Origin of the sequence: Gluconobacter sp. P1D12_c, from assembly GCF_018812105.1 — a bacterium.
Taxonomy (GTDB): domain Bacteria; phylum Pseudomonadota; class Alphaproteobacteria; order Acetobacterales; family Acetobacteraceae; genus Gluconobacter; species Gluconobacter oxydans_A.
This window is the reverse complement of sequence record NZ_JACSIQ010000023.1, coordinates 1-13519: the sequence shown is the minus strand read 5'-3', so window position 1 is coordinate 13519 and position 13519 is coordinate 1. Positions and strand designations below refer to the sequence as shown.

12 protein-coding genes and 2 pseudogenes are annotated in these 13519 nt (G+C 52.3%); 3 read left to right on the top strand and 11 right to left on the bottom strand.

Annotated features, from left to right (window positions below; translation table 11 throughout):
* The first annotated feature begins 39 nt into the window (after positions 1-39).
* Entirely contained in the window at positions 40-699 is a 660-nt protein-coding gene (locus KP705_RS14540; RefSeq protein WP_408874314.1) for a transposase, read from the top strand.
* Positions 700-747: 48 nt separating this feature from the next.
* Here the strand turns inward: KP705_RS14540 and KP705_RS14535 are convergent.
* A pseudogene (locus KP705_RS14535) lies at positions 748-1306 on the bottom strand (transposase); the annotation flags it as partial.
* Positions 1307-1581: 275 nt separating this feature from the next.
* Here KP705_RS14535 and KP705_RS14530 point away from each other — a divergent pair.
* On the top strand, positions 1582-2166 hold the full coding sequence (locus KP705_RS14530; protein WP_211497597.1) for a winged helix DNA-binding protein: 585 nt from the start codon (positions 1582-1584) through the stop codon (positions 2164-2166).
* 5 nt (positions 2167-2171) lie between these two features.
* Here KP705_RS14530 and KP705_RS14525 read toward each other — a convergent pair whose 3' ends face one another.
* The 10 genes from KP705_RS14525 to KP705_RS14480 all read right to left on the bottom strand — a co-directional run bounded on the left by KP705_RS14525 (position 2172) and on the right by KP705_RS14480 (position 13166).
* Positions 2172-2567 carry a hypothetical protein gene (locus KP705_RS14525; RefSeq protein ID WP_211497598.1) on the bottom strand — a complete coding sequence of 132 codons (396 nt, stop codon included), beginning with the start codon at positions 2565-2567 and terminating at the stop codon, positions 2172-2174.
* On the bottom strand, positions 2564-3922 hold the full coding sequence (locus tag KP705_RS14520; RefSeq protein ID WP_211497599.1) for an acetyl/propionyl/methylcrotonyl-CoA carboxylase subunit alpha: 1359 nt from the start codon (positions 3920-3922) through the stop codon (positions 2564-2566). The genes KP705_RS14525 and KP705_RS14520 overlap by 4 nt, the downstream gene beginning before the upstream one ends.
* On the bottom strand, positions 3915-4352 hold the full coding sequence (locus KP705_RS14515; protein WP_211497600.1) for a biotin/lipoyl-containing protein: 438 nt from the start codon (positions 4350-4352) through the stop codon (positions 3915-3917). The genes KP705_RS14520 and KP705_RS14515 overlap by 8 nt, the downstream gene beginning before the upstream one ends.
* Positions 4342-5127 (bottom strand): LamB/YcsF family protein, encoded by a 786-nt coding sequence (locus tag KP705_RS14510; RefSeq protein ID WP_211497601.1) that lies wholly within the window; start codon positions 5125-5127, stop codon positions 4342-4344. The genes KP705_RS14515 and KP705_RS14510 overlap by 11 nt, the downstream gene beginning before the upstream one ends.
* Positions 5128-5139: 12 nt before the next feature.
* Positions 5140-6111: a biotin-dependent carboxyltransferase family protein gene (locus KP705_RS14505; protein ID WP_211497602.1), complete on the bottom strand. Its 972-nt coding sequence runs from the start codon at positions 6109-6111 to the stop codon at positions 5140-5142.
* A complete protein-coding gene (gene pxpB / locus KP705_RS14500; protein WP_211497603.1) occupies positions 6108-6752 on the bottom strand; it encodes a 5-oxoprolinase subunit PxpB in 645 nt (214 codons plus the stop codon). The genes KP705_RS14505 and pxpB overlap by 4 nt, the downstream gene beginning before the upstream one ends.
* A gap of 7 nt (positions 6753-6759) precedes the next feature.
* Positions 6760-8106, bottom strand: coding sequence for an MFS transporter (locus KP705_RS14495; protein WP_211497604.1), 1347 nt, complete (start codon positions 8104-8106; stop codon positions 6760-6762).
* Between the two features lie 21 nt (positions 8107-8127).
* On the bottom strand, positions 8128-10467 hold the full coding sequence (locus tag KP705_RS14490; RefSeq protein WP_249206813.1) for a TonB-dependent receptor: 2340 nt from the start codon (positions 10465-10467) through the stop codon (positions 8128-8130).
* 172 nt (positions 10468-10639) lie between these two features.
* Positions 10640-11887: a M20 family metallopeptidase gene (locus KP705_RS14485; protein ID WP_211497605.1), complete on the bottom strand. Its 1248-nt coding sequence runs from the start codon at positions 11885-11887 to the stop codon at positions 10640-10642.
* Positions 11888-11918: 31 nt separating this feature from the next.
* Positions 11919-13166: a M20 family metallopeptidase gene (locus tag KP705_RS14480; RefSeq protein WP_211497606.1), complete on the bottom strand. Its 1248-nt coding sequence runs from the start codon at positions 13164-13166 to the stop codon at positions 11919-11921.
* Between the two features lie 211 nt (positions 13167-13377).
* Here KP705_RS14480 and KP705_RS14475 point away from each other — a divergent pair.
* A pseudogene (locus KP705_RS14475) lies at positions 13378-13519 on the top strand (IS481 family transposase); the annotation flags it as partial.

Below are 13519 nucleotides of genomic sequence, written 5' to 3'. Positions count from 1 at the left end.
CTGATGGCGTAATTCATGGGGAGCCAGCTTTGACGGAGGCTGGCATTGGAAGAAGATTGGCAAGCGGATCTTGAGTGCTGGCTCGCCCCGTATCTGGAAGGTCTGGGCAACAAGACGCGGCGTCGCATTTGTCCGGCCTATATCGCAGGTCTGATTAGGCCAGGAGATCGCAAAAGCATCCAGCCCATGGCCGCGCGCTCGGATGCGGTCCCCTATGACCGGCTGCATCATTTCATCGGGGCCGGGCTATGGGATCAGGCCCCGCTGGAAGCGACCCTGTGGAAACAGGCGGATGACCTGGCTGGTGGCGACGGACCCTGGCTGATGGGCGAACATCGCTCGAATGGCGAACGCAAATACTATCTCTCGAACTTACCGGCCGACATGGCAATCAAAGCTCTGGCTGGCGCGATCAAAGCGCGCTGGATATGCGAACAGGCCCATCAGCAACTCAAAGAGGAACTGGGCCTGGATCACTTYGAGGGACGATCCTGGASCGGACTTCGCCGCCATGCCTTGATGTCGATGATAGCCTACGCCTTCCTGCAGTCCCGCAGGTTCGCTCAGGCGGGAGGGAAAAAAAAAGAGCCCTCGGGCCGCCACCGCAATCCAGTCTGCCAGCAGTGCGCCAGGCCATTCTTGACCACATRTCTCGTTCACCCCCGAGACACTCGTCATCCTATCCACCCCAAGTCATAAAAAACGGGAACTCTCCTTTTGAGTGGACACAAAAAAGGGGGCACGTCACAGCGTCCAGTGCGCATGGCGATTTTTATGGGACAGCTTTGCGGGCTTGTCCGTGGATATGTCCTGCCCAAAGATCCGCTTTCTCAGCGTTCGTATTGCGCTGCTTTGGTGCGGCCACGAGTGTGGCACCCAGGATCTGGCCGGACATCGGGAAATAACCGGCGTTGTGCAGGGTAGTGTCAAAAGGATCAAACAGCCCTTCAATGGCACCCGCCTGCGTCAGACGCTTGCGGAACAGCCAGACCGTTTTGGCATCCGGCACGCGGTCCGACAGCCCCAGTCCCAGAAAGCGCATGAACGGCAAGTGGTCGTTGATGAGATACTCTGTCCGTTCATCAAACAGATTGTTCAGCGTCTGGATCATCAGGATCTTGAACATCAGCACCGGATCAGATGGCGGACGACCGCCTTTGCTTCCGTCTGAATAGGCCAGAGCCTGGTTCAGATCAGGGCGAAAGACTTCAAAATCCACAGTCCGGAAAAAAGCTTTGAACTGATCAGAAAGCCCGCTCAAGCGAGCAAGCCGCTCTTCAACATCGAAGAAACCCGGCCGCTTCAAATTCCATCATCCCCAATCAACGCACGGGAAATGGAATCACACAGAACAGATCAGAGCCCAGGGTTTTTTCGATCCCTACTGGTTATTGCACAGAGCGGTAAATGTTTAAAGAAATGTGACAAGGCTTTATCCGATCACCGCTGTTGGTGTTTCCAAACAATTTATGAGATGTACACCAGACTATTGTCATTCTCTCAAGCCAAAGCCATAAAACGGGAACTTTCCTTTTAAGCGAATACAAAGAGGAGAGCACGTCACAGGCAAAGGAAATGGCAATGCCGAAACATCTTCCGAAAAAAACATACAGCCGGAAGCAGGCAGGAGAACACGCCCTCCCCCTTACTGACGATGAAACCCGATCCTACATTGTATCATCTTCGCACTTGGCAACGCCAGGAAGTGAAGATCTGAGTGAGTTCGAATTCGCCCTTACAGTTGCCAATCACGCTTTCCAACGCTGGGTGGCAAGAGGGATGGCGGCAGCCGGGATGCCAGAACTCTCGCCTCTCGACAGTCTAATTCTACATGCCATTCATCATCGAGAACGAGAAAAAAGCATCTCGGACCTGCTGCTGACACTCAATTTGTCCGAGCGACATTATCTCAATTACGCCATGAAGAAACTTGACGACCTTGATTTGATTACACGTAGAAAGCAGGGGAAAGAGGTTTTCCTCGCGGCTACCGAAAAGGGTAGAGCGCTGTGTATAGAATACGCACGCCTCCGGCGATTTTGCTTGCTGGAACTCATCCCCTCTGACCGAAAAGTGGCGAATGTTCCGATCAGTGAGCTAGCGAAAGCACTCCGTGTTTTAACGGGATTGTATGAACAGGCTTCCCGGTCAGCTGCATCTCTGTAAGAGCCCTACGCAGGTTTAACCTCTTCAATCATGAAGAGCAGGTCACCATATCCGACGACGGCACCATCTTCATGTAAGGGAGTGCTCAGTCGTCCGGTTTCGGGTGCAATAACAGACACCCTGAGTGGATCAATATCAATATAGCCCACGATATCACCAATTTTAACCCAGCGTTCTGAGGGGATATCTACTAGGCGAAATATACCTACTTCTGGACTTTTCACCGACGCAGAAAACGCCGCTGAATCACCAAAAAAATTTGTACAGATCTGGTCTGCAGCCGCGATCTTGGGATATAGCTGCAGTTCAAGTGTTTCATTGCCTTCCCGCAAGGAGAGTGATGCCAAGTCTGCGCTTCGCATTAACGTAACGAAGCTTTCAATCCGGTCTAGCATTGTCACGACACTTTATCCTTCTCGATCAGTGCTTCGAGATAATGGACGCTAACTGCGCCTGCCCGGAATCCGGCTGAAGCTAAAACACGTTGGTGAAATGGAATAAGCGTTTCAATTCCTTCGATGCGTGCCTCACCGAGCGCGGCCTCCATACGTCGCAACGCGTCTTCACGGGACTGACCATGCACAATCAATTTAGCGACCAAAGAGTCATAATGCGCTGTAACACGCCCTCCGACCTGTAAATGTGTATCAACTCTCACTCCAGGGCCGCCCGGAGGATTCCATGCCGTTACAGTTCCTGGCGCCGGTAGGAAATTTTCTGAATTCTCAGCATTAATTCGACACTCGATCGCATGACCGCGCGTTTGAATATCTTGCTGACGGAACGAGAGTGGGCGGCCCATCGCTACGCATATTTGCTCCTGAACCAGATCTATACCTGTCGTGATTTCTGTAACAGGATGCTCGACCTGCAGGCGCGTATTCATTTCTATGAACGCGAACGTACCCTTCTCATATAAAAATTCGAATGTTCCTGCCCCAACATACCCCATGGCTTGGCAAGCTTTAGCGCAAGCTTCCCCCAATTCGTTCAGTTGTTGTTGGTTAATCTGAACGGGCGGCGCTTCTTCAATTAACTTCTGGTGTCGACGTTGAACGGAACAGTCTCTAGCGCCGAGCCAAACGACATTCCCGAAATAATCTCCAATAATCTGAATTTCGATATGCCTGGGCGCTTCGAGAAAGCGCTCCGCATAGACAACAGAATTACCGAATGCCCGTCCGGCCTCTTCACGTGCCGTCTCAATCGCAGAGAGAAGTTCACCGGCCTGACGAACAACACGCATACCGCGCCCTCCGCCTCCGCCAGATGCCTTGACGATGAGGGGATACCCCACCTGCTCACATACCTTGAGAATCTCTTCCGGATTATCGGGTAGAGCGCCGTCAGATCCTGGCAGGCAAGGAATGCCATGCCGCTGTGCTTCATGACGCGCACTGATTTTGTCACCCATCAAACGCGTAACATGCGACGAGGGTCCTATAAGGGTCAGTCCCGCCTGCTCAACCGCTTCCGCGAAATCGGCATTCTCAGAGAGAAACCCATAGCCGGGATGAATGGCATCAACCCTGGTTAACCGAGCAGCCCTTAAAACACGCTCAACGTCCAGATACGACCGCGCAGCAGGAGCAGGGCCAATACATACGGACTGATCCATCAGGCGCAGATGAGGCAAATCAGCATCAACGTCAGAATAAATCCCAACAGTCTCCAGCCCTAAGAGGCGACACGCCCGTACAATACGAAGCGCAATTTCACCCCTGTTCGCGATCATAACCCGGCGGATGTCACGCATCGACTAACTCCACCTCAAACAGTGCCATGTTAGGCTCAATCACATCTCCGTCCTCTTTTAGAACGCGTGTCACACGGCAGGAGTATTCAGCTTCAATCTTCGATAGCATTTTCATTGCTTCCACGAGGCAAAGCGCATCGCCAGCTTTGACCACATTTCCAACCTCGACGAGCGGAGGCTCTTTAGGCGCTTCGGAGCGATAAAAAACGCCATGCATGGACGCTAAAATTTTATGCGAAACTGGTGCTTCAGACTTATCTTCATCCGGATTGACGCTATCCGCCGCCTTAAAAACAGCATCTGTCTCGTTGTTTTGCGGAGCCGACACAAGACGAAGCGCTTCGCCGTTGCCCTCATATGCGAGTTCCTGAATGCCCAGGCTTTTCATAGTGACCATCAAGCGCTCGAGGCGCTTCATATCAAACGACATGATGACTGCTTTCGTGGGGTGACTGCAGCATGATCCCGGCCCCCTCAAGCGAGCGTCGCACCGTCCTTGCAATATCCAAGGCATGCGCCGAATCACCGTGAACACAAATCGTATCGATGTGTGTTTCCAACATATTCCCCTTAACAGTTTCGATAGCGCGCGCCTCCACCATGCGTACGACGCGTGCCGCGATCAGCGCAGGATCATGCAACACTGCCTCAGCCTCTTTTCGTGAGAGAAGATGACCGTCTTCTGCGTAGGCACGATCCGCAAAAATTTCGGAATGCACCGTTAGTCCCTGCTCCCGCGCCAAGCGTTCCAAGGCGCTATATGCAATCGCGACCATCGATAGGGACGCATCCACTGCTTTGGTCGCCGCAATGATAGCAGACGCAACCCCCTCGTCATGTTCAGCCAGATTGGCGAGAGCTCCATGAATTTTTACATAACTCACGTGACACCCCGCATACGCCGCAATGGCCTGTGCAGCACCGGTTTGATAAGCAACCAGTCGCTCTATTTCACCGCAAGTGAAGGGAATAACGCGGCGACCGAAACCCCAGAGATCCGGGAATCCAGGATGAGCTCCAATCGTAACTTTACGAGTATAAGCCATACGCATGGTCTCATGCATGATTTCAGGATCGCCACCATGAAATCCACACGCGACATTCGCCGACGTTACGATATCAAGCAGGGCTGCATCGTCGCCAATGCGATACGCGCCAAATCCCTCCCCCATATCGGCATTCAGGTCTACAGTACGGAGCGCCATATCCGCTTCCTTTCAGTCCAATAGCCCGCTACGGGTTTTCTCAACCTCTGCGCTCAGAGACACGAGCGCACGCTCCTCGTCCCGCAAGGCGGCAATAGCTTCACTCTCATCGATTTGAACAAACCTTACTTTCCCGCCAATGCTGGTCTGGGCCAGCAGCCGGAGATCAGGTTCAATCACTGTAGCGATCTTCGGGTAGCCGCCACATGTATTAGCATCGGCCATTTGAATAATCGGAACGCCGTCTGGAGGAACCTGCACCGTTCCCGGCACGATTCCATGCGACATGAGCGCCAAAGGACGTGATAACGAGAGGATATCAGACGCTTCGATGCGGAAGCCTGTGCGGTTGGCACGGGGCGTAAGCTGCCACGCCGAAGCGGCAAACCTGATCTTCGCTTCCGGTGTGAAACATTCATACTCAGCCGCATCGAGAACCCGCACAACAGTCTCTTCGTTTGAAGGTAAGGCTGCACATATTGCGAGACCAAACCCACTTTTCCTTGGAAGGGGAGCGGACGTGTCCCCTGTCGAGAGTACGTCTCCCTTTTCGGGGGCATGCCCGTCGATACCGCCAAAACCACCTTTGACGTCTGTCCCCCGGGCTCCGAGCACAACAGGGACATCAATGCCGCCCCGCAAGCCTAAATAAACGCGCACGCCCCGCGTAGGTGCAGGAACAACCAAAACCTGTCCTGCTTCTGCCGTGATCGTCCAGTTTGGGGGAATGGGGCTGGCATCCAACTGGGCAAGACATACGGCCCCCGTGAGAGAAAACGCAGTCCTTTCGAGGAAACGAACCCTGAAAGGAAAAAATGCGATTTCAATCGCCGCGGCGTCTCTAGCATTCCCCAACAAAATATTCGCATGGGCAAGCGCCAGCCTGTCCATAGCCCCGCCACGAGATATCCCCATATGCAAAGCATGCGGGCGGCCGAAGTCCTGAATTGTGTTCAGTGCGGAAGTCGAAAGGATCTCGATCATGAAATCGCATCGAACCGAACGATATCACCCATCTTCAAGAGACAGACTTCGTCACGGTGGATATCGAAAAGCATAGTCTCTGTCATACCTATAATGTGCCAGCCTGAAGGTGCGTCGCAGGGCATGACGCCAGCTTGCCCCCCACCGATAATCACTGCTCCTCGGGGAACATGAATACGCGGCGTGCGCCGTCGCGGCAGCCACAATCGCTTATCCAGCCCCGTGAGATAAACGAAGCCGGGCATCGCCCCGACAGCTGCAACGCGATACGCTCCCGACGAATGAAGATCGATGGTTTGCTGCACCGATAACCCCGCATGAGATGCAACGTCCGCAAGGTCTTCGGCCAGCGCACCTCCATATTCGACCTGAATATGAATTTCATTCGCGGGCAAATCGCTGTCTGAAGCGGCCTCCCATGCTTGGGTAATGGCAGCACGCATTGTTTCGGGATCTGTCGACAGACCATTAAAACCAACCAAAAGGTTGTTGACGCCGGGAATGGCCGAGACAACATCGGGATGCTGCTGGATTGCCCGCGCTGTTGCCCAAATGCGCCTCTGCGCGCGCTCGTCAAAAGCGCCTTGGGCAACATCGCATAGCAATGCTGTCGCGCCAGCAGAGTGAATACGCATCGTCATGAGATTATCACCCTGCACCACAAGACTGGTCTAACTTAGACGCCCCAAGCTGAGACACGTCCGGCTCCTGCGAGCGTCCAAGAAGCACGAGCAAGGACAGAAGCCCTGCGGGGCAGGCGACCATCGTCGCGAAAGCCGGAAGCAACTGCCATCCGGTGCGATTGATCGCCCATTGCATGACAGGTTGCGCAAGTCCGCCAAAAATGGAGACTGCAATTGTATACAACATGCCAAATACGAAAGATCGGCGACCTACCGGAATAGCGCGCAAAACCGTCATAATAGAAATTGCAGACGTGATTCCGGAAAGCCAATACGTGACCGTATTCAAAACAACCAATGTCAAAAACGAAGGATGCTTTATGCAAAGCAAATAAACCGGCAGAATCAAAATCTCAGTTGATACAATTGTTGCGATCAGAACAAAACGTCTGGATACGCGATGATATAATATAATCCCCGTTATCATCGCTAGTAATCCAGCGCCCACACCGATTGTCATTGATAGCAATGACGTCAGAGCAGTGGCGTGTAGTTGCCCCATCGCATAGCTGACACCAAAACTTCGAACATAAGTCGTAAATGCTGATGCCGAAACGACGCAGAGAATAAGCGCAGCTGTCAAAGTAAGAAAACCTCCTCCAATGGAAGCAGATTGCTGGCAGTGAGCACTTTGAGGGGCCTGTGCTTGCGGTGCAGAAGAGCCCTTCACATCCCGAAATCTCAGTCTCAGACCAAAGATGACGACCACCCCGCCAAGCAAAAATGGGATGCGCCATCCCCAGTTCGCCATGGCGTGTTCCGGAAGCTCCGCAGACACGAGCGTTCCAAGAAATGCGGCTATAAGAATAGCAACATACTGAGTGATGTATTGAAGGGTTGTATTGAAAACCTGACTAGGACCCGATGATGCAGCATATAACATCTGCGTCGCAGGGCCGATCTCTCCGCCTTCAGCGAACCCCTGAACCGCACGCAGTACAAAGACCAAGATGGGCGCCAGAATCCCAATTTGATGTGCCCCAGGCAATAGAACAAAACCTACTGACGCGGCGCCCATCAACAGGAAAGTAAGCGCCAAAGTCGACGCTTCACCTCGCTTGAGAGCCATGCGCCCCATCAGGAAAGCTCCCAATGGGCGGAACAGGAAACCTGAACCGAACACAATGAGAGCTGGCAATAAGGTATGCCTATTCGACCCCAGATCAAAAAAGGTCTCGCCAATAAACGGCGCAAAAAATGCGTAAAGAGCGAAGTTATAGTATTCTAACCCGTTCCCAAGACTGAGCGAAAGAATATGCGAGATCTCCCGCTTCCGGCGCAAACCGGCGTCGTCAGCAGAAGAATACTGCATGATCAATCCTCGTTTCTAAACTCAGAGATGCGCTGTCAAACGACCGCCAATGTAACGAGGCTCTCCGGAAATACGGAAATAAGTCGTCGTGTTGGAACCTGACGCCAGATAATACTGCCTGTTCAGCAAGTTAGACGCGTACACCGTGGCAGACCACCATCCATGGGTCGGACGAACCGTAAGGTGAGCGCCCATCAGGAAATAATCCGGCAAACGATATGCCCCGACACCTCCAATCGCCATCGCTTGAGAACCACGATAAGACCAGTCTAAACCACCATCAATCGTATAATTACGAACAAATTGTGTTTCGTAGTCGGCTGAACCATTGAGGGTCAGCTTTGGAATGCCAGAATCTGTCCCCGCGTAGTTGTTGTAAATACCAACCCAAGCCTGGTGAGCCGTAAAATAAGCATTCGTTGCCGATGCATTCAAAGCCTGGAAGATTTGGTACTGACCGCGCTCATAACCAAAGTTTTGGCGGATATACAAATGCTTAAGAGGATGTAATTCCGCGTTAAACTCGATCCCCCAAATATCAGACTTCGGAATGTTTACATACATTCCGACAGGGCCATAATTTGGAACCAGATAATTACTAATCATCTGCTGCCCATGGTAATCATAATAGAACGCAGCGCCATTCAAGCGAAGCACATTGCGAATTGGGTCTGACTTAAAGCCAACCTCATATGCCAGAAGGGATTCAGGTTTGAACGGCTGCAACTGCTGCTGCAGGATCGTATTATTTGCCGAGAACCCGCCAGGCTTGAACCCTTTGCTCATCTTATAATAGAGCTGCAGTTGCTCAAGGGCTTGCCACTGAATACCAAGCGTTCCGCTAAATTGGTTTGCCGCGGCACCGCTATTGGCAAATCCAAGGTCGTTCACACCAAAATGCACAGTTCTCATATTCAGAAGTTGCCGATCATCGGCTTCATGGCTCAATCCACCGAAAATCGTGATTTGATGCGGCAGGCGATAGGACACGTGAGCGTACTGGTTGAATGCCTGCTGATTTTGATTGAACGATGTCTCAGAATAATATCCGCGTAGCGGAACGTAATCCGTAAAATCGTTAAAGAACTGCTGAGACATGCGTGATCGGGTATAGGTCATGCCAACCTGCCACTGCAGACGATTCCGTTCATGCGAAGCAAGCTGCAGTTCTTGCGAAAATGCATTCGCAACCACATTCCGATACTGATCACCAGTCGCCCGTGACGTTCCGTCCTGATCGGTGTACTCGCCCTCGCGCTCGCTCTCAAAAGCACTGATACTGCGCAAAACAGCGAAATTCAGATCACGTGAAGCATTAATTTCCGCTCCCCAGAACGTATTATGCTCGGAGGGCTTCATACTGGCTGAACGCCCGATCAAATGCGCAAAGCCCGGACGCAAATCCCAATCAGCCTGCTGAAAGCCAAGAGACGGGATTGTTTGTGAAGAGAGGAAATTCAGGATCGGTCGCCCGGTCACCACCTGCGAATCATCCTGAACCCAATGACTCGAAAGCATGATCTCGGTCTTTGCATCCGGCCGCCAGCGCAGCTTGGCGCGCAGAGCTGTCTCGTCCGCGTCGCCCAAGTGCGTATGGTTTGCCGGGCTCCACTGATACCCACCACCTTCAAGGTTTTGCACCGCCACGCGGAACGCAAGCTTATCAGTGATAGGCCCAGAGACATAACCCTGAACGCGATTACGCGCGTAGCTGGCGATATCCTCGGAAATACCAGCGTGCCACTCATCCGTCGGATTTGCAGTGCGGATATTCACTGCGCCACCAGTATCATTCAGACCATGCTTCGTTCCAATCGGTCCGGGATCGATCTCAACGTCCTGCAAATCAAACAGCATCCCGTTTGACATTGTACTGTACGGAAACGCCACGTCATCAACGTATGTCAAAACAGAGGACATATTGTTCTGCGTGTAATCATTAAAGCCGATGCCACGGATCCAAAAATTGGTGCTCGCGGTTCCCATCATGCTTTGGATCGTAACGTTCGGAGCCAGCGTTTGAAGCTGCCTCACCGAAACGATTCCCTTTCGCAGAATATCTTGCGCCGTCAAACGGGTTGCAGAATCAGCCTGACGCTGAGCTTTCGCAAATTTGAAAATGCGACGGCTCGCACTAATGACCAAATTTTCCTGAGCATTCGCGTCAATACCGGTCTTGGGACTTGCAACTACGCGCGTGGAAGCCTTGAGAGCAGGTTTGACAGCATTGTCCCGCGCGACCGCGCTTCCATAAGGAAAAATAGATGCCGTACACAGGAGAATCCAGATTGCCGAGAGACCAGAAACCCGGCGACTTCCAATTTTAGACGCAAGTCTCATTTTGACTTTTGTTCTCGTCATTTCCCTATCCCCTACCCAATCCACACGAGATCGCATGACGTCTCGATATCAAGCCTCTGAACAGCCAGATATCGGCGCGGAGCACTCACCCTACTAACCGCCTCGCACTCGCAACGAGTATAATTTATATATGTTTTATATACGACACAAATATATTATTACGATGAATGATCTATTTTTCGTCAGAAACCCCGCAAATCTCCATGATTGCGAGCATATAAATTCGAATCATATCAAGATAATCAAAGAGTTCTACGCGCTCATCGGGCATTGTGTTAAAACGTCCGCCAGGGCCACAAACCACTCCCTCCATTTGCCCGTAATGCTGCAAATGCCCCGCATCTGTCCCGTAAAACCGGGAAGGATGCGCCTGGCCATTTCCTGCCTCATGGCCTCGTACGTATGCATATGCGGACGCAACAGCCTCAACGACTGGAGCCGTCTCACGCTCGGCAAAAGGCGGCATAACCGGATGCCCGTCTGAGCCCTGTATCCGAAAGGTAATCTTGGCTGTGGGATACCGCTCGCGATAGACGTCAAGCAATCGCTCCATATCTGCGCGAGCGCCTTCTTCGCTCTGCCCCACGGCATAGCGCCCCGAACCACGCAATTCCGCCACGTCCGCGACCTGAGCTGGACGCCAATCTTCGAACGTGGATCCAAGACCGGCCTTCATCGTTCCAACATGGACACGGTTGACCGACCCATGACGCTCGGACAGTTGCCCGGAAAACGTCATGCTGTTCAAATCAGAAACCATCAGCGCTGCGATGGCCAGCGCGTCAGTTCCTTCTTCACGCTTGGACAAATGCCTCGTATCGCCCTGAATCCTAATTTCAAAAACGAAAGCTGCTGCATGAAGAGTCAGGATTTCAAGATCGGTAGGCTCACTATTGATAAAGCAATCCGCACGCACGCCTTGATCAATCAAGGCCTTAGTCCCCACCCCGCCTTGAAGCTCCCCTACGACATATGACAGCAGAACATCGCCCTTTAGGCGAATTCCGGCTGCCATGAGGGTTTCAAGAGCACAGAAATAGGCTGCGTCTCCAGCCTTCATATTCGACACGCCAATGCCATAAATAAACGTGTCGTCGACCAAACCGCCCCAAGGATCGACGGTCCATCCTTCGGTCACAGGGTTTGTATCAACATGCCCATTGAATAGGAGGCTTCGCCCTCCGCCAGTCCCCGGCAGTCGACCAATCGCATTATATCGTCCACCGGGTACTGGCGTCAGAGACGCCTCCAAACCAAGGCGGGACATATCGTCAGCCAACGACTGAACAAGCGCGCGCTCACCGTCCGTGGCACTATAGCTTTTGCAGCGCACCAGCTTCTGTAAAAACGCAATGCTGCGATCCACGTCAAGCGCATCTAACGCCTTCTGGCAGATAGCGTGAGAAACAGTTTGGGTCATATTTTCCTAGCCACTTGCGGACCTTGATCCGTCATTCGTCAGACAGAAAAGAGATGATGGCGATGGAGAGAGCAATGATGTCGTCGACCGTCGTAAATTCACCCGGAGAATGCACGCGGCTTTCCGGTCGGATTAGACCACCCAGCAATACTTCGGATCGTCCCGTTGCCCGCTGAACCCATCCGAAGTCGGAGCAACTACTTGAACCCCATCGACAAAATTCTTCTGAGCGATACCCAAACCCACGCGCAATGGCAGCCTGCCAGCGGGGCCAGTTGGGACCATATGGATCACTTGTAGGACACAAATGACCAATCATTTCGACCTCATACGTCAGGCCGGATGGGACACTATGACGAATAACGTCTTCAATCTCTTTTACGACGCTCTCAAAGCATTCTTCAGGGGCGTAGCGACGAGAAACGACAATATCCAACAAAGAAGGAATCTGTCCGCCGCTGCCAGTCCCACCGCTCACGGACATGATCGCCAAGCTGGGCCGCAACGGCTCATCACCAGCATAAGGAGCGCTCGGCATCTCAGAGGATTTTTGTCGGACTTCTTCCGCAAGTGCCATCAGGGCTCGTTGTACGCAAACACCAGCCTCAACAGCATTGAATGCGGCTTTAGCTGCTCCTGCGTGTGTAGTGCGCCCAGTAAGCCGAATGCGAAAGTTAACCAGCCCAAAGCATCCGGCCCAGATGCGCGCTTCAGGCGTTCCGTTAAAATTAATAGTTAGTTCTGGTACCTGCCCCTGCTCCGCCAGATAACGAACTCCGGGATACAGCCCTCCCTCTTCATCCGTACAAAACAGAAGGACAGGATTATATTTCAGCTTTAGATTAGACGCCTGCATCGCCTCAATTGCGAGCAATGCTGCAGCCATCGGCCCTTTCGTGTCAGCCGCCCCTAAACCGACTAGGCGCCCTTGCTGCTCATAAAGCGAAAATGGATCCGTTTTCCAACCTTGCGCAGGCGGCACGGTATCGACATGAAAATATAGACCGACGTCTTTTAAAGGCGAGTACTGACGAGAGACTAAATTGATTCGCTCAGTCGGAACCTCAATATCACGCGATCTCCACAGCGATTCCGGCAAAGAAAATTTCTGCGTTTTGAAATGAAGAGGCATTAAATAGGAATTAACGACTTCCGAAAATTCAACATAATTAGGTGATCCAGGAAAACTCGTATTAACCGCCACGAACTGACGTAGCATCTCGATTGCTCGAGATATATTCTGACGCACATAAGATGCCGCGGGGTTTAAATGGCTCATCAACGTGTCCGAATCAAATATAATACATACATGTTCTTGTGTGATTTTCCCAATATGAGGTCAAGCTATAGTTCGAGTCCGGACCGACTGATGTGCGCAGCAAGATGTGGTTCGGTCTCGTAATGAGGCGGATGCTGAACAATCTATCCGCTAGGTATTTAGTCCCGTGTTTTGATGATGTGGTATTTTCGCGTGCGTGGAAGGACGCCTTATGGGATAGAGACGTCATGGGAGCGCCACGACCGCGCACGCTGTGCGAGCAGCAATACAGCGATCGCAGCGCTGAGCGAGGAGTTCGGGATCAACCCGAAAACAGTTGTAAAATGGCGCAAGCGCCAGACTGTCGAAGATCA

Coding starts and splice junctions, on each gene's coding strand:
- KP705_RS14530 (WP_211497597.1), top strand. CDS start 1,582: ATGCCGAAACATCTTCCGAAAAAAACATACAGCCGGAAGCAGGCAGGA.
- KP705_RS14520 (WP_211497599.1), bottom strand. CDS start 3,922: ATGCGTGACATCCGCCGGGTTATGATCGCGAACAGGGGTGAAATTGCG.
- KP705_RS14515 (WP_211497600.1), bottom strand. CDS start 4,352: ATGTCGTTTGATATGAAGCGCCTCGAGCGCTTGATGGTCACTATGAAA.
- KP705_RS14510 (WP_211497601.1), bottom strand. CDS start 5,127: ATGGCGCTCCGTACTGTAGACCTGAATGCCGATATGGGGGAGGGATTT.
- KP705_RS14505 (WP_211497602.1), bottom strand. CDS start 6,111: ATGATCGAGATCCTTTCGACTTCCGCACTGAACACAATTCAGGACTTC.
- pxpB (WP_211497603.1), bottom strand. CDS start 6,752: ATGACGATGCGTATTCACTCTGCTGGCGCGACAGCATTGCTATGCGAT.
- KP705_RS14495 (WP_211497604.1), bottom strand. CDS start 8,106: ATGCAGTATTCTTCTGCTGACGACGCCGGTTTGCGCCGGAAGCGGGAG.
- KP705_RS14490 (WP_249206813.1), bottom strand. CDS start 10,467: ATGACGAGAACAAAAGTCAAAATGAGACTTGCGTCTAAAATTGGAAGT.
- KP705_RS14485 (WP_211497605.1), bottom strand. CDS start 11,887: ATGACCCAAACTGTTTCTCACGCTATCTGCCAGAAGGCGTTAGATGCG.
- KP705_RS14480 (WP_211497606.1), bottom strand. CDS start 13,166: ATGAGCCATTTAAACCCCGCGGCATCTTATGTGCGTCAGAATATATCT.